A 21,215-nucleotide genomic window follows, 5' to 3' on the forward strand; every position below is an offset into this window, starting at 1 on the left:
AGGCCTGTGGTCTTACGGGGGGATGATTGTATTTGCCGCAACGGTTTTCTTTTGGTGCTAGGGATATCCAATTGAGTTGCGTGCTCCGTCGGCTAGTTCTCGGACGTAATGCACTGCTCGTTCGGTTAGTTTAGTGATCAGCGGCGAATTGTCATCCAATTCGTCAACGTCGAATGAGATCCGACCATCCCGGTCGTTGTGAACGACCAAAGAGTCAGGCTTAACTGCGTAGAAAGCGCGTGGCTCATTTTCCGCCCAGGCCACAATGTACTGAATCCTTTTTGCGCGGGCGAGTTTTAGTCGCCAGTACATACGAGTCGAGTCCCTCAATTCTGTCTTTGTAATCGTTTCTCGCCAACCGTATCCCTCTCTTCCTGAAATGCTGTCGTCCTCGCCCTTCCATGGACCTAGGCGCACAAGAAGAACGTCGCTGGTTTCGTGCATGACTTCTGGAAGCGATGGGATTGACTGGGAGAAGATCTGTTCATTCTGTGCCGTCTGCGGGTCCCTTGGGGGCTTGACTCGGCGGTCCGAGACTCGTGCTTCGGGTATATTCGACGGGCGCTCCATGTTCCCGCTAGTCGCAATGTAGTTGGGATCGCTAAGGTTGATGAACGCAAGTAGGGTGTCGAATAAGTGGTCGCGTGCCTTACTTCTGTCGCAGCCATGTAGGCAGAGGAGGCTGTGGCCTCTTGATGTGATTGCTTCCTGTGATAGCGAATTCCCGGAGCTCGATTCGAAGGCATTCCACAACTCGTCGGCATGTAAGAGAATTGCGGCCGTGTCCTGGGGTGGCAGGTTGTTGGCGCAACGGACCCTCTGGGTCTGATGTGGGCTGTCGGTTTCGCAATAGAATAGATAATAGGGTGCGGCATGGTATCGGCGCGCCGCGGCCCGTAGCTGATCTCGTTGAATGACGAGTTTCTTCGTCAGGCGGAACATTTCGGACCACTTTATACGTTTTGCCTGAATGAGTAGACGCGCTTCCGTGTTGGTCCTGCTATCTTGTGCAGAGAACAGGAAGTCAGCGCCAACTCCCTCAACGCCGTTGCGGGCGTTTCCGCCTTCTTCGTACCTGCTCAATAGTCGCGTGCGTGCGACAGCGCCGAGAACTGATCCAGATTCCCATTTTGAACATCCGAAGTGCTCGCTCGATGGCCCGCACTCAGGGCAAATGGCGTTGACGGTGTAGTCGACCCCGGTCATGTGGCCGAGCAGAATCTCGGTCAGTGTCTCCTCCTGCCAGTAGAACTTCCGCTGGCCGAGGTGAACTAGTCGATGGATACTGTGGCAGGTGAGTCGGTGGGCTGCTGCGAGGTCAACAAAAATATCAGCTGCTTGTTCCCCCATGCGTTGATCATAGGGGAATGCATGGCGTCAGGCTCGGACAACAGGAGCCGTTTGGGGTTTCGATTCTGGGAACGGATGCGCCGGAAGGGTTTCCGCAGCCGAGCTATTCTCAGCTCCACTGGCTGGCCGATCGATCGTGGGGAACCAGCGCTACGCCGCCAACAGGTCCTTGTACTCCGGGTTCTGCTCCACAAACTTCTCCACATACGAGCACGACGTCGCGATCGACATCCCATCGGCGCGCGTCGCGTCCAGCGCCGCCGCGACCAGCTTGCCCGCCAGCCCCTGCCCGCGGAACGCGGGATCGGTGACCGTGTGGTCGAAGTCCCGGACGCCGTCGATCACGGTGTAGTCGGCGTACCCGGCGAGGGCGTCGTCGACGTGGATCTCGAAGCGGTTCTCGGCCGGCTTGTGCTCGATGCGGTGCGCCACGGTGACGGGTCCTTTCGTCGGAGGATGCCTCGCACGTTACCCATGCGGGGTGCTAGCCGAATCAACTATCCGGTGCCGAGCGCTATTCCGGCCTCCGACAGCGCCGGTCGGAGCTCATCCAAGCCGACCGTCTCGTGCAGCCAGGTCGGCGCCGGGATCGGGTTCCGCAGCACCCGCTGGACCGCCAGCGCCGCGACCGCCGCCGTCGCCCGCGACTGCCCGCGGCCGGTGGCCCACCAGGATCGGCCGTCGCCGCCGCGGGCGGCGATCACCCAGCCGTCGCCGCCGGGCATGCCGCCGGCCGGCACCAGCGACGCCACCCTTGGCGCCCAGGTCAGCGTGGCCAGGCCGAGGGTCGCGAGCCGGGAGTCGAGCCGCAGGTAGCTGCGCACCGGCACCCCGAGCTGAGCGGTCAGCCGGTGCTGATCGGCGAAGTCCGTGCGCAGCGCCGGGAAGCGCGGGTAGCCGGCCTCGGCGGGGAGGCCGAAGCGCGTCGGGCGGGTGTAGTTGCGTACCCGTGAGCCGTCCGGATCCTCGAACCGGCGGCCCAGTAGCCCGTACGTCCAGGCCGTCGCCGCGGGACCGTGCGCCTCGCCGGCCCCGAGCCCGATCAGCACGTCCACCGGACCTCCGGCGCGCGCCGCCTCGGTCGCGAGCAGGCCGCTGAGCCCTGGCGCGATCCCGACGCCCAGCAGCACCGGGCCGTCCACTCGCTCCAGCTCCCGCGCGTATTCGGACGTCGCGGTGATGTCGATGAAGGGGATGCCGCGACCGGCGACCGCCGCCGCGACCGCGGGGTCTTCGGCTCCGGAAGCGTTCACCGCCGCCGACACCCCGTCCAGCGCCGACTCCAGCGAACGGGGGTCGGTCAGGTCGACCACCCGGTCCGCCCGCGACGGGTCCCGGCCCGCGGCCAGCGCGTCGATGCCCGCCGCGCGCAGCCGCTCGATCATGTGGCCGCCCACCGCGCCGTATCCGCCCAGAACCAGTACCGAGGTCATGTCAATCTCCCATTCGTTTCACTAGAGTAATGCTCTAGTGCGTCACTCTAGATCTACACTTCAGTTCGTGGCAACACCGAACGAGGACGACAAGACACCGGCGCGGCGGAAGATCCTCACCGCGGCGCGCACCCTGTTCACCACCACCGGCTACGCGTCGACCACCATCAAGGCGATCGCAGCCGAGGCGGGCGTCGCGGTGCAGACCGTCTACTTCGTGTTCGGCAACAAGCGCAGCGTGCTCGCCGCGCTGCTCGACGTTTCGATCGCGGGCGACGATGAGCCGATCGCGACGCTGGACCGGCCCTGGGTCGCCGAGGCCGTCGCCGAGCCCGACCCAATGGCGCAGTTGCGGATCCAGGTGCACGGCGCGCGGCTGATCCTGGACCGGGTGGGCCCGGTGCTGCTGGCGGTGCGGGCCGCCGCCGGTGCGGACCCGGAGGTCGCGCAGCTGTGGGCGACCACCTGCGAGCACCACGAGACGGTGCTGCGGCACCTGACGACCGCGCTCGCCGACAAGGTCGACGGGCTCGACGTGGACCGCTGCGTCGACGTCGGGCTGGCGCTGCAGAGCCCCGAGACCCACGCCCTGCTCATCGACGAACGGGGCTGGAGCGCAACGGACTACGACGACTGGGTGGTCGACGCGCTGGCGTCCGCCGCGGGCATCGCGGGCTGAGCGTTACCCGAACAGCGCCCGGATGTCCTCGGCGGACAGCGTCGCGTTGAACGCCCCGCCCTCGTCCACCACGCTGGCGAACAGCTCCGACTTTCGGGCCTGCAGCGCCATCACCTTCTCCTCGATGGTGTCCTTGGCGATCAGCCGGTACACCATCACGTTCCTGGTCTGCCCGATCCGGTGGGTGCGGTCCACGGCCTGTGCCTCGCTGGCCGGGTTCCACCACGGGTCGAGCAGGAAGCAGTAGTCGGCTTCGGTCAGGTTCAGCCCGAACCCGCCCGCCTTGAGGCTGATCAGGAACACCGGCGCGTCGCCGTTCTTGAACTCGCCCAACACCTTCGCCCGGTCCCGGGTGCGGCCGTCGAGGTAGGCGTAGCCGATGCCCTCGGCGTCCAGCCGCGACCGCACCCGATCCAGGAAGCCGGTGAACTGGCTGAACACCAGCGCCCGGTGACCGCCGTCGATCACGTCCGCCAGCTGCTCGAGTAGAGCGTCGATCTTCGCCGACGCGATCGAGGCGTGTGTCTCGTCGATCAGCGACGCGTCCAGGCTCAGCCGGCGCAGCAGCGTCAGCGACTGCAGGATGGTGAACCGGTTGGCGTCCACATCCTCGACCAGCCCGAGGATCTTCTGTCGCTCGCGCTGCAGGTGGGTGTCGTAGAGCTTGCGGTGCCGCGGCGACAGCTCCACCTCGAGCACCTGCTCCTGTTTGGCGGGCAGGTCGGAGGCGACCTGTTCCTTGGTGCGGCGCAGGATCAGTGGCTTGATCCGCCGCCGCAGCCGGCCGAGCAGCTCGACGTCGCCGCCGTTCTCGATCGGGGTGCGGTAGTACTCGGCGAACCGGGTCGGGTTCGGGAACAGCCCGGGCGCGGTGATCGACAGCAGCGACCACAGCTCCATCAGGTTGTTCTCCATCGGGGTGCCGGTGATCGCGATCTTCGTCGGCGCCTCTATCCGGCGCATGGTCAGGTACGCCTTGGACCGGTGGTTCTTGACGAACTGCGCCTCGTCCAGCAGCAGCATCGACCAGCGGTGCGCCGCGTACTCCTCGTCGTCGAGCCGGGCCAGGGTGTACGAGGTGACCACCACGTCCGCGCCCTCGATCGACTCCGTCAGCGGCGCACCGCGTTTCGCCGCGGTCTCGGACATCGTGACCACCCGCAGGTGCGGGGCGAAGCGCGCGGCCTCCGACGCCCAGTTCGAGACCACCGACGTCGGCGCCACGATCAGCACCGGCGGCTCGGACGGGTTCGCCTCCCGCGCCTGGCAGATCAGCGCCAGCGACTGCACCGTCTTGCCGAGGCCCATGTCGTCGGCGAGGATGCCGCCGAGCCCGTTCGACCAGAGGAAGCTCAGCCAGCGGAACCCGTCGAGCTGGTACGGCCGCAGCGTCGCCCGCAGCGAGGCCGGGGCGTCGAGGGTGGACGACGCCGCCACGTCCAGCAGCCCCTGCACCTGCTCGCGCCACCGGGCAGCCTGCCGCTCCACCACCCCGAGCGCCGCGAACTCCTCCCAGAGCGACACCTGGAACCGGCTCAGCCGCAACCCGTTCGGGTCCTGCTCGTGTAGGCCGGCGGCCTCGGCGATCAGGTCCTTCAACCGCTGCAGCTCCGGCTTGTCCAGCGAGAGGTACGCGCCGTCGGGCAGCAGCAGGTGGGACTGGCCCGCGGTCAGCGCGGCGAACAGGTCCCGGAACGGCACCGGGGCGTCCTCGACGCGGACCGTGATGGACAGGTCGAACCAGTCGCCGCTGTCGGTGGCGTCGGTGCCGACCCCGATGCTCAGGCTGTCGCCCGCGTCGCGGTAGTCGGCGGGCGAGCCCTCCACCCGGACCTCGACGTCGTCGCGCCCGCGCAGCAGAGGCAGCAGTTCGGTGGTCAGCCGCGCGGTGTCGAGCCCGTCGAGGCTCACCCGCGGCAGTAGCCCGCCGCCGGGGCCGAGCAGCCGGTGCTGCTCGAGCGGCAGGTCCAGCCCGGCGAGCAGCGCCCGTTCCCCGGCCGTGTCGCGGAAGGACTCGTCGGCGCCAGGGGCCAGCTCCACCTCGTGGTCGGCGCCGCCGACGGCGTAGAGGAACCGCCAGTGCAGCCGGGCCCGGTGCCCCGCCTGGTACGCGACGTCCAGCAGCAGCGTCGGGCCCTCGATCGTCGGGGCGGTGAACGAGCCGTTGGATGAGCGGACGCTGGCGGCCCGGCTCAGCCGCGGGTAGTAGGAGGTCGCGAACCGGTCGGCGTCGGCGGCGGGCACGGTGATGGAGGCACCGGCGATCGCCAGTTCCTGCATCGCGCGCGTCGCCGTGCCGGACAGCCGGGCGATCCGGAACGGCCACTGCGCGGGCGAGGTGGCCTGCGGGTCGCCGGGGCGCAGGTAGATCACCCCGTGCGCGTCCTCGCCGAGGAAGCCGAGCACCACCACGGGCCCCTCGGAGTCGTCGGTGCGCACGGTCGGGGTGACGACGAGGTCGCCGCCGGCATCGTCGATGTCCACGCACAGCTCGGCGGTGCCGGGGTGGGGGAGGGCGCCCAGCTCCTTGGTGCCGTAGAGCAGCTCGATCCCGGCCCCGGCGGCCTCGTCGAGCAGTGCCCACAGCCGCCGATTGGTGATCGTGGTCAGGTCGAGGTCCTTCTCGGCGGACCCGTAGCCGCTGCGCCTGCGCCCGCCCAGCTGGTGCACCGTGTGCAGCTCGCTCAGTAGGTCCCGGTGCCGGGGGTCCACCTCGTGCATGGTCGGCAGGTTCGCCCAGTTCATGTTCGCGTTGACCCAGCCGGCCCTGCCGGGCCGGGCCAGCCGCGCGTACAGACGCCAGAACTGGGAGCGGGGGCCGGGGGTCAGCGTCAGCTGCACCGCCAGCGGGACGGTCCCGCCGTCGCGCCGGTCCTCGCCGCCGAGGGCGGCGCCCAGCACGTCCTCCCAGGACGGCGGCGCCGCGACCGCCTGGGTGTCCGGCTGGTCGAGGAGCGCGACCGTCAGCGCGACCGAGTGCTTGCAGTTCAGCCGGACCGGGCAGCTGCACTCGCCGCGCGCGAACTCGAGCCGCTCGGCGCGCAGGCTGAACACCGCCGAGGTCCGGTACAGCTCGGTCCCGTCGACCAGGCCGACCGCCCGCCGCTCCGCGGCCAGCCAGTCCAGTTCCAGCACCGAGCCGCCGCGGGCGTAGCGGACCCCGCGGTCGTAGGTGGTCTGGCCGACCGCCCGCACCAGGGTGGTGATGGTGTGGTCGCGATCGGCGGGCGTGAGCATGGCTAGACGGTAGTCGGTGGGGGAGACAGTGCAGGTCGCGCGCCCGCCCGAACTCCTGTTCGCCGTCCTCGTGTCGTCGCGCCGGCGGGAGTACCGTCAGTCAGCGAGGCGAAACGCGTGCGTCGATTGGGGCGGATCGTGGCTGAACGCATCGGGCTGGTCGTAGCGGGAGCGGGCGCACGAGGTGCGTTCGAAGCAGGCGCGATGGCGACGCTCGCGAAACGGATGGCCGCGGACCACACCCGGCCGTCGATCCTGGTAGGCACCAGCGCGGGCGCCCTGAACGTGGTCGGGCTCGGCGGTTACTTCGACCTGGGACTCTCGGCGGCGGCAGGAGAAGTCGTCCATCAGTGGGGTTCGTTGAACCTGGACGACGTCTTCGAGCCGGTGAGCAGCATCGTCGGGAGCGGGTTGCGCTATCTGGGGCAACTCGCCGGAATGCCGGTACGACTGCCGAGTCTGTTGGACACCGAGCGACTTCGTACGACGCTGTTGGAGCAGCTGCCGTGGGGCAGGCTGCACGAGAACATACGCGAAGGAACGATCGACGCCGTCGCGGTGACCGCGACGTCCGTGGCGACGCGGGGCACTGTCGTGTTCGTGGAGAAGAACTGTTCGGTGAAACTGCCGCCGTACGACCCACGCCGCAACATCACGTACGTGGAGACGACACTCGGCGTCGAGCATGTGCTCGCCTCCTCTGCCGTGCCGGGACTCTTCCACCCGGTGCAGGTGAAGGAGCCGCAGCGCTGGTCCGGTTGGTACGTCGACGGCGGGTTGCTGCTGAACACGCCGCTGAAGCCCGCGATCGCCTTCGATGTAAACCAGTTGGGTGTAGTCGCGACTCACCCCAGCACCTGGCCGACCGGGTTGCCTTCTGAACAGCTCACTCACACCGGGAAGCCCGACGTGTTCGGGGCCGCGGCGCTCTCCCTGCGCGCCATGCTGGCCGACCGCATGATCGAGGATCTGCGCGCGATCGAACGCCGCAACAAACGTGCCCACCCCTATCCGGACAAGCCCTACCGAATCGACTTCACGTTCGCGGGTCCCTCCCTGGACCGGGCCGGTGAGATCGCCGCGCTCGCGGACAGGGTCTTCCGCGAACAATTCGCCTGCCTGCGAGGCACCCAGAACCCGGCGTTGTGGGCGCTGGCCCGGCTGATCGGGGGCGAGGCGGCGGACCGGGGCGATCTGCTCAGCTTCCTCTTCTTCGACCCCGCCTTCACTGAGGCGGCAGCGGAGCTCGGACGTGCCGTCGAGTTGGTCGAATCCGGGTAGGACACGTCGCGCACGACCGCGGCCTCACGCTATCGAAGCGTCGGTTCGTCCTGTGTCAACCCGTGACGCTCGCGTCGAGGGGTAGAGATTTGCACCTTGGGGTGCCTAGTCGAGCTGATGGTTTGGGGCGACTCTGGAACCCGAAGGAGCTTAGCAATGGCAAAGATTCTGGGCAGGCCCAGCGCTTTCGAGGGTAACCCCAACAACAAGGTGTGGCTGTCGCCCAGGGACGGGCCCGAAACATTCGGGAGGACCAACGCATGGGCATGAGCGGTCGAGGACACGGAAACACACGGCGGCGGGTCGTCGACTATCTAGTCGACGCCGTGACCGCGCTGGGAGTTCGGCACATCTTCGGGGTGGACGGCGCCAATATCGAGGACCTCTACGACGCCATCTTCGATGCCGGCGTTGGCATGACCGGAGTGGTGGCGAAACACGAGTTCTCCGCGGTCACGATGGCCGACGGGTATGCACGCTCGACGAGCGGGCTCGGTGTCGTCGCCGCAACCTCTGGCGGCGGCGCGATGAACCTGGTCGCCGGCCTGGCCGAATCCTTCACCTCACGTGTGCCGGTGCTGGCCATCGTCGGTCAGCCATCGACGGCGTCGGAGGGCAATGGCGCATTCCAGGATTCCAGCGGCCGGGCCGGGTCGATCGACGCGGTGCGGTTGTTCTCCGAAATCTCCCGCTACTGCGCGCGGGTCGAGCGGCCCGAGGACATCGCCGAGCACCTGCAGCGGGCGGTATCCGCCGCCAGGCGCGGGGGGCCGGTGGTGCTGTTGTTACCCAAAGATGTTCAGCAAGCCACCGTGACCGTGCCCCGGTTCACCCCACCCACCCGCCGGGTAGTTCACGATCGCATCGGGCTGGCCCGCGTCACCGAGATGATCGCCGCAGCCAGGAGTACCGGAAAAATCGTGCTCGTCGTCGGCGATCAGGTAGCGCGCAACGACGCCCGCGCACAGCTGCGCGCACTGGCCGTCGCATTGGACGCGGCGGTCGGGGTGGCACCGGATGCGAAGGATTGCTACACCCCCGACGAACACGGATTCTGCGGTGTCGCGGGCACGATGGGCCACGCCGAACTCGTCGACGCCGTACGGCAATCGGCATTGTGTCTGCTGGTGGGGACCCGGATGCCGATGACCGCGCGGGCCGGCCTCGACGGGGCGCTGGCCGCGGTGCCCGTGGCCAGCATCGGCGCCGAACCACCCTATCTGCGCACGACACACGCGGTCGGCATGAACCTCGGTTCGACGCTGGCCGACCTCGCGGCCGTGTTCCACCCCGACGGCGAACCGGAACCAGCAGCCCCTCAGGCCCTGACGATGCTGGAGGTGCCCGACTCCTCGGGGCCGGGACTTCGCTACCGCGAGGCAGTGGAGGCGATCGGCGCGATGCTGCCGTCCGGGTCGGACGTATTCGCGGACGCCGGGAACACGGGCGCGTCCGTCGTGCATCATCTTTCGGCGCCCCGCGGCGGGCGATTCGTGGTCGCCCTCGGGATGGGCGGCATGGGCTATAGCTTCGGCGCCGGGATCGGCTCGGCGTTCACTCGGAACAGAAGGACATTCGTGATCGCCGGCGACGGCGCGTTCTTCATGCACGGCCTGGAGATCCACACCGCGATCGAGCACAACCTGCCGGTGACGTTCATCATTTTCAACAACAATGCGCACGCCATGTGCGTGACCCGCGAGCACCTGTTCTACCGAAATCGCTACAGCTTCAACCGATTCCGGCCGTCCCTGCTCGGCGAGGGTATCGCGGCGATGTTCCCGACACTGTCGGCATTCGCCGCGCGAAGCGTCGGCGACCTGACCGACGCGCTGGCCCGCAGCGCCAACACCGAGGGTCCGTCGTTCGTCTCGGTGGACTGCGATCCCGACGAGATGCCACCTTTCCTGCCGTTCCTGACCCACCCCTGATCAAAGGAGAACTCGTGACCATCAATATTCCCGCCCCGACAGCCCTTCCCGCTCTCAGCGACATCAACGAGGACGAAATCCCGGGTGTCCTGCGGATCGAGAATTCCGACAGGGATGCCACCACACCGATCATCATGGACATGCTGCGGTCGGTGTACCCGCACGAGCAGGTGTTCGGCCGGTTCTGCCCGGTCAACGCCTACATCGCGGCGCCGCCGCGGCAGGTGTACGAGTACCTTGCGGACACCCGGTGTCTGGAGGAGTGGACCTACAGCCTCCGCGGGTTCACCGAAGCCGACGAGACCGGGCTATGGGTCTCCCGGGACAGACTCGGCGACCAGACGAAGTGCTTCGTGCGCACCGTCACCGATTCCGACGCGATGACGGTGGACTACCACTGCGCGTGGGACCAGGGCCAACACCTGTGGATGATCTATCTGATGCGGGTGGTCGACGCGGAGGTGGTGCTGAACGCGCCCGGATCGGTGGTGCTGTGGAACAACTGCCGCCACCCGTTCTACGACGAGAACCCCTACCCGGAGACGGCGCCTGCGGACCGCCCGGTGTGGGTCGGCGACTTCTGGGACATGTTCTCCGCCGGGCATCAGTTGGAGATGGACAACCTCAAGGCCATCTGCGAGTACCGCGCCGCCCACGGACTACCGATCAAGCCGGAGTGGATGAAGTGACCATGACAGTGCATGCACCTATGACAGCGCCCCTGCCTGCGGTCAGCCTGGTCGACGTCGCCAGCTACCTGCCGGAAAATCGTGTTCCCACCGAGTATTTCACCCAATTCTCCCGCTCGGACCGGATGGCGAAGAATGTCATGTTCCGCTCGCCGAGGTATCGGCACCACGTGGGCCGTGACGAGACGGCGGTCGACATGGTGGAGCGCGCGGTGGCGCCGCTGATCGACAGGCACGGCGCGGACGCGATCTCCAACGTGGATGTGCTGCTCACCCACACCCAGCTGCCCGACAATCCCGTCCTGGGAAGCGGCCCGGAGGTGGCCCGCCGGTTGGGGCTGCGACCGGACTGGGTGATCGACGTGCACAACAGCGGCTGCGCGTCGTTCGTGCAGATGATGGCGCTGGCCCAGACCATCCTGCAGAGTACCGATGCCACAACGGCGTTGATCGCCGCGACCCAGAACTGTGCGGGACAGGTCTTCACCCAGACCGCGATCCGCGGGCTGGCGCACGCCCCGGTCCCCGGCGACGGCTGCGGGGTCGGCCTGCTGACCAAATCCGACGACGCGCCGATCCTGGGCATCGAATGCCGCACCCATCCGGAGTTCGGCGGCGACATGACCTTCGAGGCAGTTCCGGTCTCCGATCGCAAGTACTGGGAGCCGGGCCGCGGGCAGGTCTGCGTGGGGTTCACCGAGTCCAAGATCACCAAGGTGTTCGCCCGCGGCAACCGACTGGTGCCGGAGGTCGCGCTGGCAGTCTGCGACCGGATCGGAGTGCAGTCCACCGAGGTCGACACCCTCGTCACCAACCAACCCAACCGGCTGTTCCTGCGGAACTGGCGCGAGGCCATGCAGCTGACCCCCGAGCAGCATCCGGACACCTTCGACGAATGCGGAAACCTGTTCGGCGCAGGCATTCCGGTGACACTGGACACCGCCAACCGCGACGGGCGCATCGGCAACGGGTCACTGGTGTTGATGGCCGCATTCGCCCACGCAGGCGACTTCGCCGGTGCCGCGGCCGTCCGCTGGGGAGCGGGACCGACGACATGACCGGCGACGTCGCGAAGATGCCGACGCCGTCGGTGGCGGGCGGCCGGACCCGCCCGGCGCGCCAATTCGAGCTCGGGCTGAGCGAAAACCCGTTCCCGCCGTTGCCATCGGTGCTGGCAGCGCTGTACGAACAGATGGCCCAGGCGAATCGGTACCCGGAGTTTCTACCGCAACGACTGCCGCAGATCATCGCGCAGCGGATCGGCGTGCAGCCGACCCAGGTCGTCGTCGGACCGGGCGCCACCGGAGTGGCGATGCAGATCATGCAGACCGCGATCCGCGACGGCGGATCCATGGTGTTCGCGACACCCACGTTCGATGGCTACCCGATCATGGCCGACATGATCGGCACGCCCGCGGTGACCGTGCCGCTCGACCACTGTGGTCGCCAAGAACTACACGCGATGAGCGAGGCGGTCGACGATCGCACCGGGCTGGTGGTGCTGTGCCGACCGCACAACCCCACCGGCACCCTGGTCTCCGCGGCGGACCTGGAGATGTTCCTGTCCTCGATTCCCCAGCGGGTGGTGGTGATCCTCGACGAGGCCTACGTCGAGTTCGTCGTCGCCGACGCGCTCGACGTGCACGACATCATCCGCCGTCACCCCAATGTGTTGGTGCTGCGGACATTTTCGAAGGCGTTCGGGCTGGCCGGGTTGCGCATCGGCTACGCATTCGGAGCCGACGACCTGGTGGCGCGCGTGCGACGCCGACAATTGCCGTTCGGAATGAGCTGCGCGGCGGTGGCGGCGGTGACCGCATCCTATGCGGCGGAGGACGAACTGCAGGCCCGGGTCGCCCGGATCATCGCCGAACGCGAACGGTTGCGGAACCGGCTGCAGCAGCATGGACTTCGGGTGCCGTCCAGTCACGCCAACTTCCTCTACCTGAGCGGGCCGCGTACCGCGGACGCGCTGCAGCGCGCGGGCATAGTGGCCAAGTCCTACCCCGACGGCAGCGCCCGCATCACGGTCGGCGACCCCGCCGCCGGCCGCGCGGTGCTGCGGGCACTTCGGACGATGTGAGCTGATCGTGTCGATGATGCTTCCGCGCGCTTCGCGGTTGAATGCGGCCGGGCTCGGTGCGGTTCGCGCGCTCACCGCCGGAACCGATCCCGATCGCTACTTCCGGTGGCGGCGCGACCGCGACGGTGACCCGTTCGAGGTGCGGTTTCCCGGCTTCCCGCCGATCCTCTTCACCGGGGATCCCATGGGTGCCCGCGACATCTTTCGTGCGCCTGTCGATCTGGTCGAACCCCCCACGCCGAATCCGATCGCGCCGCTGGTCGGGGATGCGTCGCTGATCTTGATTTCCGGCGAGCGGCACCGCCGGGAACGGAAATTGCTGACACCACCGTTCCACGGGCAGCGGATGCGGGCGTACGGCGAGATCATCCGCGACTCGACGCTCGATGAGATCGGCAATTGGATTCCGGGACGCACCGTCGACTCGCGGTCCGCCCTGCGGGCCATCACCCTGCGCGTGATCCTGGAGGCAGTGTTCGGACTCTCCGGCACCGACCGCCCCGCCGAGTACATCCGGGTGGTCGCCGGTTTCCTCGCCGCCTACACCGTCCCGCTGATGTTCGTTCCACCGCTACGCCGCGGCGTGTTCGGACGCGCGCCCTGGGATCGATTCGTCCGCGCGCGCGAGAGATTCGATGCGTTGCTGACCGAGGACATCGAGCACCGGCGCGCGAGCCCCGAGAACGACCGGGTGGACATTCTGAGCATGTTGCTCGCCGCGACCTATGACGACGGATCGCGGATCGACGACGCCGAGCTGCGCGAGGAACTCCGCACCTTGCTGGTCGCCGGGCACGAGACGACCGCGACTTCGGTGTGCTGGGCGTTGTTCCATCTGCACCGGTACCCCGCGATCATGGAGCAGGTGGTTGCCGAGCTGCGGGACGTGGGCCCGACGGCGGCGCCCGACGAACTGGCCCGGTTGCCCTACCTGGACGCTGTGTGCAAGGAAACGCTGCGGCTGCACCCGCCGGTGCCGATCGCGCTGCGCCGACTGACCGGGCCGCTCACCGTGTGCGGCGTCCCGGTAGCCAAGGGTCGAACGGTCGGTATCGCGCTGCCGCTCCTGCACACGCACCCCGACGTCTGGGAACGGCCCGACCAGTTCGATCCGGGACGCTTCGAGGAGCGGCGCTACAGCCCATTCGAGTTCGCCCCCTTCGGCGGAGCACATCGACGGTGCATCGGATCCGCACTGGCGGAGTACGAGATGCCGATCGTGCTGGCGACGATCCTGTCACGGGTCACACTGGCGCTGCCGGAGCGGGACCGACACCGACCGCCCCCCGTGTCTGCCCCGCACAACATCGCAACCGGACCGCGCCGACCGATCAGGTTCGAAGTGGTTGGCCTACGGCACCAGCGGGACGGGTCAGTCGCGCAGCGGGTGCCGCACCGTCCCCGCTGAGTCAGCTCAGCGCGACCGGATGGTAGTACAGCGCGGTATCGGTCTCCTCGACCCGGACGTCGACCATGTCGCCGACATCGAGGTAATCGCTGACGTTGATCCGGGCGCTCGACCCCACGAGCCTGCGGACCGAGCGCGCCGGGATGAGGCCCTGTCGGCCGTCGAGGGTGACGGCGAGGGCGTAGCGCGGGCCGGTCCGGGTGACCCGCGCGTAGACCGTCGGCTCCTCCGAACCCTCCGGCGCCGTCCCGTCCGGGTCGGCGTCGAGCTGCGCCGTCTGCCGGTCGAGCTCGGCCGCGAGCAAGTCGGCCATGGAGTCCACGTTGTCCAGCAGCTGGGCCATCTGCCGCGCCACGTCCTGGTGAAACTCGTTGGGCTTGAGTGCCTTACCCGGCTTGTACATGTCCTCGTGGGTCAGCTCGCCCCACGCGTCCTGCAGCAGCGTCTTCACCTGCACCTCGACCTTGACGCCCAGGTCGCCCTCGTGGGTGGCGACCTTGATCATCAGGACCGCGTGATAGGCCCGGTAGCCGCTGTCCTTGGGATTGGCCACGTAGTCCCGCGGCGGAACGGCCAGGCGCACCGAGCAGGCGGGCGAGGTGCAGGCCTCGTACAGCTTCTCGGTGAACGCGGAAAGGTCCCGCGGCGTCTTGCACAGCACCTTGATCCCGACCAGGTCGTGGATGGCGTCCGCGATGTCCTCGGTGGTGGTGGGCCGGGCCATCTGGCCCTCGGCGACCCGGCGCCGGACCTTGTCCGCGGTGCGCTCGCGATCCTTGATCCGGGCGGTCTTGGCGTTGAGCCGGTCGCGGTCGAGGTCCTCGAGCACGTCGTCGGCGAGGGTGTCGAGGAACGTCTGGGCGGTCACCAGCGCCGCGGCCCACGCGCGTTCGCGCTCTCGGTAGAGCTGGTTGACCAGCGCCGCGACGTTGTCCGACTTCTTCTTGGTGCGCATGATCCGATCCGGGTTCAGGGTGTACAGGTGGGCGTGGGCCCGTCAGCTCGGCTCGTCGAACAGGGTCTGCTCACCGGGGTCGGTGAACAACTCCATCTGCCGAAGCGGTTTCGGGGCCGGCGCGGGGGGAGGGGTGGTGAGCTCCCCGTGGTCGACCTCCATCGGCACGGGGTCGGGCTCCGGGAAGCCCTCCAGCCGCCCGCCGAACCGCGCCGCGAACCCGTCGTCCACGGTCTGTGCGAACGAGAACAGCTGCTCGAGCATATCGATGAGGTGCTGCGGGACATACGGATTCGCGAGCACGGCTGCCCACGCCTCGACGCGGTCCGTCGCCAGGGTGAACTTCAGGTGCGGCCACCTGCGGTTCAGGTCGGCGATCAGCTCGCTGGCCCGGGTCCGGTCGCTGACCTCGCGCACCAGCGGCACCCGCACCTGCACCTCGCCGCCGTCGAGGTGCGGCCCGACGAACCCGACCACCCGGCCCAGGGCGAGCATGAAGTCGCTGTGGCCGTCGTCGCCGGGCGGCTCGTCGAAGAGGCGGGTCAGGGTCAGCCCGACCAGCTCGTAGAGGTGCTCGTCGTCGCGCGGGACCACCGCGGCGCCGAGGTCCAGCGCGAACGACTCCTCGTCCGGCAGGTCCGGTTCGAACTCGAGCGCCTCCAGGGTGCCGACCGCCTCGGTCCGCAGGAAGCTCGGATGCGGCACGCTCCACGTCTCCCGGAACACGGTGATCGCCATCGCGGCGAGCTGATCGGCCCAGTTCGCGGCCTTGTCGACGAAGAACGCCGGCGATCCCGCATCCGGCTCGTCCTCGGGCGCGCGGGTGGGGCGATGCCAGCCCAGCTCGACCAGCCGCGCCTCGTCCGCGGGGGACAGCCGGTGCCGGGGATCGAGGTACGCGTTGGACGGGACCTCGCATCGCACCTGGTCGCCGCCCCATGCCAGGAACTGCACACACGGAACGAAGCCCTCCACCGAGGACTCCTCGCCCAGCTCCAACGCGAGCAGGTCGTCGTCGACCATGGCAGCGACATGGTCGGCGAGGACCAACTGGAAGTCGGCCCAGGCCTGCTCGATCCTGTCGTCGAAACTCTCGGTCATCGTTCCCCCTGTCGCGTGTCGTGGAACCCCTGACATCAGCAAACCTATCGCGAGGGTCCGACGATGTCCGGGAAGCGAGCCCGGCGGGGACATCTCGATCCGGCCGCACGGTGGAACCGATGAGCGGGTCGCTGCGTCTATCTAGGGTGGACCGGTATCGATCGGCCGGGAGTGGGGAGTGTCGGGTGCGGTTGCATTTGCGGGGTCTGGCCGGGTTCGGTCTGGTTTGTGGTGCGTTGGTGCTGGTCGGGTGTGGTTCGGAGAGCGTCGCGGGGGAGGCCGAGGCGGTCGGGGCTGGTGCGGGGGAGCCGGTGTTCAGTCCGTGCGATGACATTCCGGACGAGGTTTTGCTTGCCGTGGGAATGGACCCGGCGACCGAATCGAAGGACATCCTCGGTGTTAAGCAGCCGGGATGGAACATCTGTCGTTGGGCCGGGCTCGGGACTGGACCCTCACTCACTGTCTTCGCGACCGACCGCTCGATGGACGATATTCGCTCGAACACACGCAATACAGATTTCGAGGCCCAGACAATCGGAGATCGTGAGGCGTTCTCGTATCGGGAAGTGTCCGATGGTCGTCGCGAGAACTGCGATGTTGCGGTGAGCTCGGGGGATGGCTCGGTTCTGGTACGAATCAGCCTCAACACGGGTGTTCAGCCCGTCGAGGGCCCGTGTCAGACCGCGGTGACCACAGCGCGGCAACTGGAGCCCGCAATTCCGCGCTAGTCCGCCTCGCAAATTGGGTCATCTAATGGAGGGTTGAAGTGCTCAGCAACTCAGATTCACAGTGGCAGCCACTTGGCTCGATGGTCGATTCCGGGGATCTCTATCTCAATCCGGGCGTCGCTCGCCGGTGCGCCCAGCGGTGCGCCGAGTTTGCCGTGCAGCTCGAGGCGTTGAAGGACAACGCGATGAACCTGGCGACGATTGACGGTTTGGGCAACCTTCAGTCCGGCATTACTCTCGCCGCGAAGTTTGGGAAGAAGGCTGTCGGCGGCGACTATTCGCTCGACCAGGCGATCGTCGACCACATCACGATTGTTCAGCAGATGCAGCAGGTCTTCGAGAGGGTCGACGCCATGTACACCGCCTCGGAGGAGCGAAACTCCTCAGGCATCGACAGCGCGGGCGCGCCGCTTGACCGCTGAAACACGGAACCGCTTGGTGCGTTAGTGCGTCTATCTAGGGTGGACCGGTATCGATCGGCCGGGAGTGGGGAGTGTCTGGTGCGGGTGCAGTTGCGGAGTCTGGCCGGGGTCGGACTTGTTTGTGGAGCGGTGGTTCTGGCCGGGTGTGGTTCGGAGACCGTGGCAGGGGAGGCCGAGGCGGTCGGGACCGGGGTCGGTCAGCCGGTGTTCAGTCCGTGCGATGACATTCCTGACGAGGCGCTGCGAACAGTCGGCGTGGACCCGGCGACCGAGTCGAAGGACATTCTCGGTGCCAAGCAGCCTGGCTGGGAGATCTGTCGTTGGAACGGGCCCGAACATATCTTGAGGGTGTTTTCGACTGTGCGGACGATGGACGAGGTCCGGTCCAATGAACAAAACACTGATTTCGCCCCGCTGGAGCTAGGCGGTCGCGATGCGGTCTCATACCGCGAGGTCGCGGACACAGCTCGCGAGACTTGCGATATTGCCTTCGCCTCGGGCGGGGGAACGGTGCTAGTCAGAATCAACACAAGTCTCGGTGACTCCCGCGCCGAAGAACCCTGCGCGATAGCCCTACAAACCGCGACCGAACTCGAGCCCATAGTCCCGCGCTAGCACGGCAATCCGCGCTGCAATAACACTCCGTGAGAACTGAGGTCAGAATGTCCGAAGAGATGAACTCTCCGTGGTCTGCGCTCGGGGGCGCTGTCGATTCAGGCAATCTGTATCTTGAACCCGGCGTTGCGGGGCTCTGTGCGAAGCGGTGTTCCGAGTTCAGAGCCAAGTTGGTTCTCCTCAAGGACGACGCAACTGCGCTGTCGATCGTTGATGGATTCGGCGACCGTTTGCAGTCTGGCATCGATCTCGCGGCCAAGTTTGGGAAGAAGGCGGCCGGCGGAGACTATTCGATGGTCCAGGCAATTGACGACCACATCACCGTGGTCCAAGAGATGCAGCAGACGTTCGAGAAGATCGAGGCCATGTACTCCGCCTCGGAGGAACGCGGCACCGCCGGCATCAACAGCGCCGGATCCCCGCTCTGACCGGCAGACCTACTTGAGCACCGCGCCCGGGTTCAGGATCCCGTCCGGGTCCAGCGCGGTCTTGATCCGCCGGTTCAGCTCCATCACGTCCTCGCCCAGCTGACTCGGTAGCCAGTCGCGCTTGAGTCGACCCACCCCGTGCTCGCCGGTGATTGTGCCGCCCAACGCGATCGCCAGGTCCATCACCAGGCCGAAGGCGCGCTGCGCCCGATCCGCTTCATCTGGGTCGGTGGGGTCGAACACGATCAGCGGATGCGTGTTCCCGTCGCCCGCGTGCGCGACCACGCAGATCAGCACGTCGCAATCGTCGGCGATCTGCTCGACGCCGGTGATCAGGCGCGGCAGCGCGTCCATCGGCACGCCGACGTCCTCGAGCAGCAGGCTGCCCAGAGCCTGCACGGCCGGGAACACCGACCGCCGGGCCACCGTGAACGCCTCGCCCTCGTCGGGGTCGTCCGTGGCGAACACCTCAGTGGCGCCGTGCTTTTCGCAGGCCGCAACCATCGCCGCGATCTCCTCCGCGGCAACCGCGCCCGGAGCGTCGGACTGCGCGAGCAGCAGCGCGCGCGCCTTCCGGTCGAGGCCCATGTGCACGGAGTCCTCGACCGCGTTGATGCTGGCGCGGTCCATGAACTCGAGCATCGCGGGCCGCAGGTTCCTGGTGATCGCGAGGACCGCGTCGGCCGCGTCCTGCACCGAACCAAACGACGCCACCACGGTCGAGGCGGGCGGCTGCGCGGGGATCAGCCGCAGCGTCAGTTCGGTGATGATCCCGAGGGTGCCCTCGCTGCCGACGAACAGCTTGGTGAGCGAGAGCCCGGCGACGTCCTTGAGGCGCGGGCCGCCGAGCCGCACCGCGGTGCCGTCGGCGAGCACCACCTGCATGCCGAGCACGTAGTCGGTGGTGACGCCGTACTTCACGCAGCACAGACCGCCCGCATTGGTCGCCGCGTTCCCGCCGATGGAACAGATCTCGAACGAGGACGGATCGGGCGGATACCAGAGCCCGTGCTCGGCGGCGGCCTTCTTCACCTCCGCGTTGAACAGGCCTGGCTGCGCCACCGCGATCCGGGTGACCGGGTCGACGCTGATCTCTCGCATCCGCTCGGTGGTGAGCACGATGCCGCCGTTGACCGCGGTGGAACCTCCGGACAACCCGGACCCGGCACCGCGAGGCACCACGGGCACCCTGTGCGCCGACGCCCACCGCATCACGGCCTGGACGTCCTCGGTGCACGTCGCGCGGACCACCGCCAGCGGGCGCCCGGCGTTCGGGTCCGCCGCCCAGTCCTGGCGGTAGCCCTCCGTCAGGTCCGGATCGGTGAGCACCGCACCGTCGGGCAGCGCGGCGACGAGCTCGGTGAGGTCGGCGGTCGACATGCCACCCATCATGCTCCGAATCCCGCCGATGTCGTCGGATGTTTCCGACTCAGCGGGCAACGGCCGTACTCCGAACGTGCGGGCGCCTACCCGCCCGCGACCACCGCCGTGACCTCGAGCTGAGTGACCTCCGGTGCGGTCTTCGCGCACCCCGTTCCCGGCATCGGGAGGAACAGCGAGGCGTACGCGTTCGGCGGGAACACCCGCAGACCGGTGACCGGGGTCGGATCGCACAGCTCGGGCGGGTAGTTTGCGACCTGGATCGCCCGCACCTGCGCGGTCGCCTTGCCGTTCGAGGTGAGCTCCACCGGTCCCTGGCCGGCGCCGGACCGGGTGGCAGGCGCGCCGATCTCCGGGCCGTGCTCCTCGGCGACATAGGAGACGCCGGGGAAGCCGTCGAGCAGGCAGGTGCGGCCGCCGATATTGGTGAACACCAGCGGGATCATGGTCGACCCGGCCGCGCCCTCGACCTGGCCCGTGGTGAGCATCAGCTCGGTGGCCGCGCAGGTGTTCGGATTATCCGGAGCGGTGGTGGGCGGCAGGGGACCGGCGGCCGTGGTGTCCACCGGCGGCGCCTCGCTGGAGGTCGTGGTGGGGCTCGGTGCGGGCGCGGCCGTCGGGTTGCCCTCGGTGCTGGATGAATCGCACGCGGCGAGCGTCAGGGCCGAGGTGGCGAGCAGTACGGCGACAATCCGGGTACGGGTCATGTCATCCCCTCCGTTTCGGCATCGACATCGCAAATCCTAGTGCCTTGATCGATCTTCGATGGATTGCTCCGATTCCTATCTTTCGAACGTATGTTCTAGTAGGCTTCGAATATGGATCTGGACGAGATGCTCATCGCGCCACTGGATGTGGCCGCATGGCAGCTCGCTGATGCCGAACTTCTGCGGCTGCTTCCCGCGCTCTCGCTGCGAATGCGGCAACTCGAGGCGCTGCGGGTGCGCCTCATGCACCAGGTCGACCAGCGCTGTGTGGCCGAACAGGCGGGGGCCTCATCGCCCGGCAACTGGCTCGCGGGCGCGACCACCATGACGCCGGGCCAGGCGAACAAGATCGTCCGGCTCGGGCGGGGGCTGGCGGAGCATCCGGAGGTTGCCGCCTCCTTTGATGCAGGCAGGACCGACTGCGACCAGGTCCGCGTGATCGTCGAACTCCTCGCGAAGGTCCCGGACGGAGACGACCCGGCAGGCCTGAACGCTGCCGCGAAGGCTGGGGAGAGCTCCGGCGAACCCGGTGACACCCAAACCGAAGCTGACGGGGATGCCGCCCCGAACGGTGACGATGGCGAAGGCGATGCGCACCGCGCCGACGGAGATGGCGCCGAGGCCGCTGACGAGCCGGACATCGAGTCGGTGATCTTCGGGCCCGACGTCACACGGTCCGAGGCCTGCGCCCGGTACCTCCTCTACGCCGCCCGCACCGAAGACTCCACCACCCTCGCCCGCCGCGCGAAGGCGCTCGATCAGATCCTCAACGGGGACAAGAAGAGAGC

20 protein-coding genes are annotated in these 21,215 nt (G+C 67.7%); 12 read left to right on the top strand and 8 right to left on the bottom strand.

What is annotated here, in order from left to right; all coding sequences use genetic code 11:
• Positions 1-57: 57 nt before the first annotated feature.
• The 3 genes from C8K38_RS26955 to C8K38_RS25125 form a co-directional block, all read right to left on the bottom strand.
• Entirely contained in the window at positions 58-1,350 is a 1,293-nt protein-coding gene (locus C8K38_RS26955) for a hypothetical protein (protein WP_143548524.1), read from the bottom strand.
• A 150-nt stretch (positions 1,351-1,500) separates the two neighbouring features.
• On the bottom strand, positions 1,501-1,782 hold the full coding sequence (locus C8K38_RS25120; RefSeq protein ID WP_097214075.1) for a GNAT family N-acetyltransferase: 282 nt from the start codon (positions 1,780-1,782) through the stop codon (positions 1,501-1,503).
• 65 nt (positions 1,783-1,847) lie between these two features.
• Positions 1,848-2,783, bottom strand: coding sequence for an NAD-dependent epimerase/dehydratase family protein (locus C8K38_RS25125; protein WP_097214076.1), 936 nt, complete (start codon positions 2,781-2,783; stop codon positions 1,848-1,850).
• 67 nt (positions 2,784-2,850) lie between these two features.
• Here C8K38_RS25125 and C8K38_RS25130 point away from each other — a divergent pair, with 67 nt between their 5' ends.
• A complete protein-coding gene (locus tag C8K38_RS25130) occupies positions 2,851-3,462 on the top strand; it encodes a TetR/AcrR family transcriptional regulator (RefSeq protein ID WP_097214077.1) in 612 nt (203 codons plus the stop codon).
• Positions 3,463-3,465: 3 nt separating this feature from the next.
• Here C8K38_RS25130 and C8K38_RS25135 read toward each other — a convergent pair whose 3' ends face one another.
• Positions 3,466-6,699: a DEAD/DEAH box helicase gene (locus C8K38_RS25135; RefSeq protein ID WP_097214078.1), complete on the bottom strand. Its 3,234-nt coding sequence runs from the start codon at positions 6,697-6,699 to the stop codon at positions 3,466-3,468.
• A gap of 138 nt (positions 6,700-6,837) precedes the next feature.
• On the opposite strand from C8K38_RS25135, the gene C8K38_RS25140 reads away from it, so the two are divergent.
• From C8K38_RS25140 to C8K38_RS25165, 6 genes are all read left to right on the top strand, one after another.
• On the top strand, positions 6,838-7,980 hold the full coding sequence (locus tag C8K38_RS25140) for a patatin-like phospholipase family protein (protein ID WP_097214079.1): 1,143 nt from the start codon (positions 6,838-6,840) through the stop codon (positions 7,978-7,980).
• A 260-nt stretch (positions 7,981-8,240) separates the two neighbouring features.
• Positions 8,241-9,911 carry a thiamine pyrophosphate-binding protein gene (locus C8K38_RS25145; RefSeq protein WP_097214080.1) on the top strand — a complete coding sequence of 557 codons (1,671 nt, stop codon included), beginning with the start codon at positions 8,241-8,243 and terminating at the stop codon, positions 9,909-9,911.
• A gap of 14 nt (positions 9,912-9,925) precedes the next feature.
• Positions 9,926-10,600: an SRPBCC family protein gene (locus C8K38_RS25150; protein ID WP_257017809.1), complete on the top strand. Its 675-nt coding sequence runs from the start codon at positions 9,926-9,928 to the stop codon at positions 10,598-10,600.
• A gap of 20 nt (positions 10,601-10,620) precedes the next feature.
• Positions 10,621-11,658: a 3-oxoacyl-ACP synthase III family protein gene (locus C8K38_RS25155; protein WP_257017810.1), complete on the top strand. Its 1,038-nt coding sequence runs from the start codon at positions 10,621-10,623 to the stop codon at positions 11,656-11,658.
• A 17-nt stretch (positions 11,659-11,675) separates the two neighbouring features.
• Positions 11,676-12,683: a pyridoxal phosphate-dependent aminotransferase gene (locus C8K38_RS25160; RefSeq protein WP_097214106.1), complete on the top strand. Its 1,008-nt coding sequence runs from the start codon at positions 11,676-11,678 to the stop codon at positions 12,681-12,683.
• A 16-nt stretch (positions 12,684-12,699) separates the two neighbouring features.
• Positions 12,700-14,091, top strand: coding sequence for a cytochrome P450 (locus tag C8K38_RS25165; RefSeq protein WP_257017811.1), 1,392 nt, complete (start codon positions 12,700-12,702; stop codon positions 14,089-14,091).
• A gap of 1 nt (position 14,092) precedes the next feature.
• On the opposite strand, the gene C8K38_RS25170 is transcribed toward C8K38_RS25165, so the two are convergent.
• Both C8K38_RS25170 and C8K38_RS25175 read right to left on the bottom strand, forming a co-directional pair.
• Positions 14,093-15,046, bottom strand: a complete 954-nt coding sequence (locus C8K38_RS25170; protein ID WP_097214082.1) for a GTP pyrophosphokinase — start codon at positions 15,044-15,046, stop codon at positions 14,093-14,095.
• A gap of 42 nt (positions 15,047-15,088) precedes the next feature.
• Complete coding sequence (locus C8K38_RS25175; RefSeq protein ID WP_097214083.1) at positions 15,089-16,147, bottom strand: TY-Chap domain-containing protein; 1,059 nt, start codon at positions 16,145-16,147, stop codon at positions 15,089-15,091.
• A 185-nt stretch (positions 16,148-16,332) separates the two neighbouring features.
• Here C8K38_RS25175 and C8K38_RS25180 point away from each other — a divergent pair, with 185 nt between their 5' ends.
• From C8K38_RS25180 to C8K38_RS25195, 4 genes are all read left to right on the top strand, one after another.
• Positions 16,333-16,875 carry a DUF3558 domain-containing protein gene (locus tag C8K38_RS25180; protein WP_257017812.1) on the top strand — a complete coding sequence of 181 codons (543 nt, stop codon included), beginning with the start codon at positions 16,333-16,335 and terminating at the stop codon, positions 16,873-16,875.
• 38 nt (positions 16,876-16,913) lie between these two features.
• Positions 16,914-17,297, top strand: coding sequence for a hypothetical protein (locus tag C8K38_RS25185; protein ID WP_257017813.1), 384 nt, complete (start codon positions 16,914-16,916; stop codon positions 17,295-17,297).
• A 129-nt stretch (positions 17,298-17,426) separates the two neighbouring features.
• Entirely contained in the window at positions 17,427-17,912 is a 486-nt protein-coding gene (locus C8K38_RS25190) for a DUF3558 domain-containing protein (protein WP_258195901.1), read from the top strand.
• 47 nt (positions 17,913-17,959) lie between these two features.
• Positions 17,960-18,340, top strand: a complete 381-nt coding sequence (locus C8K38_RS25195) for a hypothetical protein (protein WP_097214085.1) — start codon at positions 17,960-17,962, stop codon at positions 18,338-18,340.
• A gap of 9 nt (positions 18,341-18,349) precedes the next feature.
• Here the strand turns inward: C8K38_RS25195 and C8K38_RS25200 are convergent, their stop codons facing one another.
• Both C8K38_RS25200 and C8K38_RS25205 read right to left on the bottom strand, forming a co-directional pair.
• Positions 18,350-19,720, bottom strand: coding sequence for an FAD-binding oxidoreductase (locus C8K38_RS25200; protein WP_097214109.1), 1,371 nt, complete (start codon positions 19,718-19,720; stop codon positions 18,350-18,352).
• Positions 19,721-19,806: 86 nt separating this feature from the next.
• On the bottom strand, positions 19,807-20,427 hold the full coding sequence (locus C8K38_RS25205) for a DUF4232 domain-containing protein (RefSeq protein ID WP_097214086.1): 621 nt from the start codon (positions 20,425-20,427) through the stop codon (positions 19,807-19,809).
• A 111-nt stretch (positions 20,428-20,538) separates the two neighbouring features.
• Here C8K38_RS25205 and C8K38_RS25210 point away from each other — a divergent pair.
• Positions 20,539-21,215, top strand: a 677-nt coding sequence (locus C8K38_RS25210) for a DUF222 domain-containing protein (protein WP_143548525.1), incomplete at its 3' end; no start/stop codon positions are given.

This window comes from Rhodococcus sp. OK611, from assembly GCF_003050885.1.
Lineage (GTDB): Bacteria > Actinomycetota > Actinomycetes > Mycobacteriales > Mycobacteriaceae > Rhodococcus_G > Rhodococcus_G oryzae.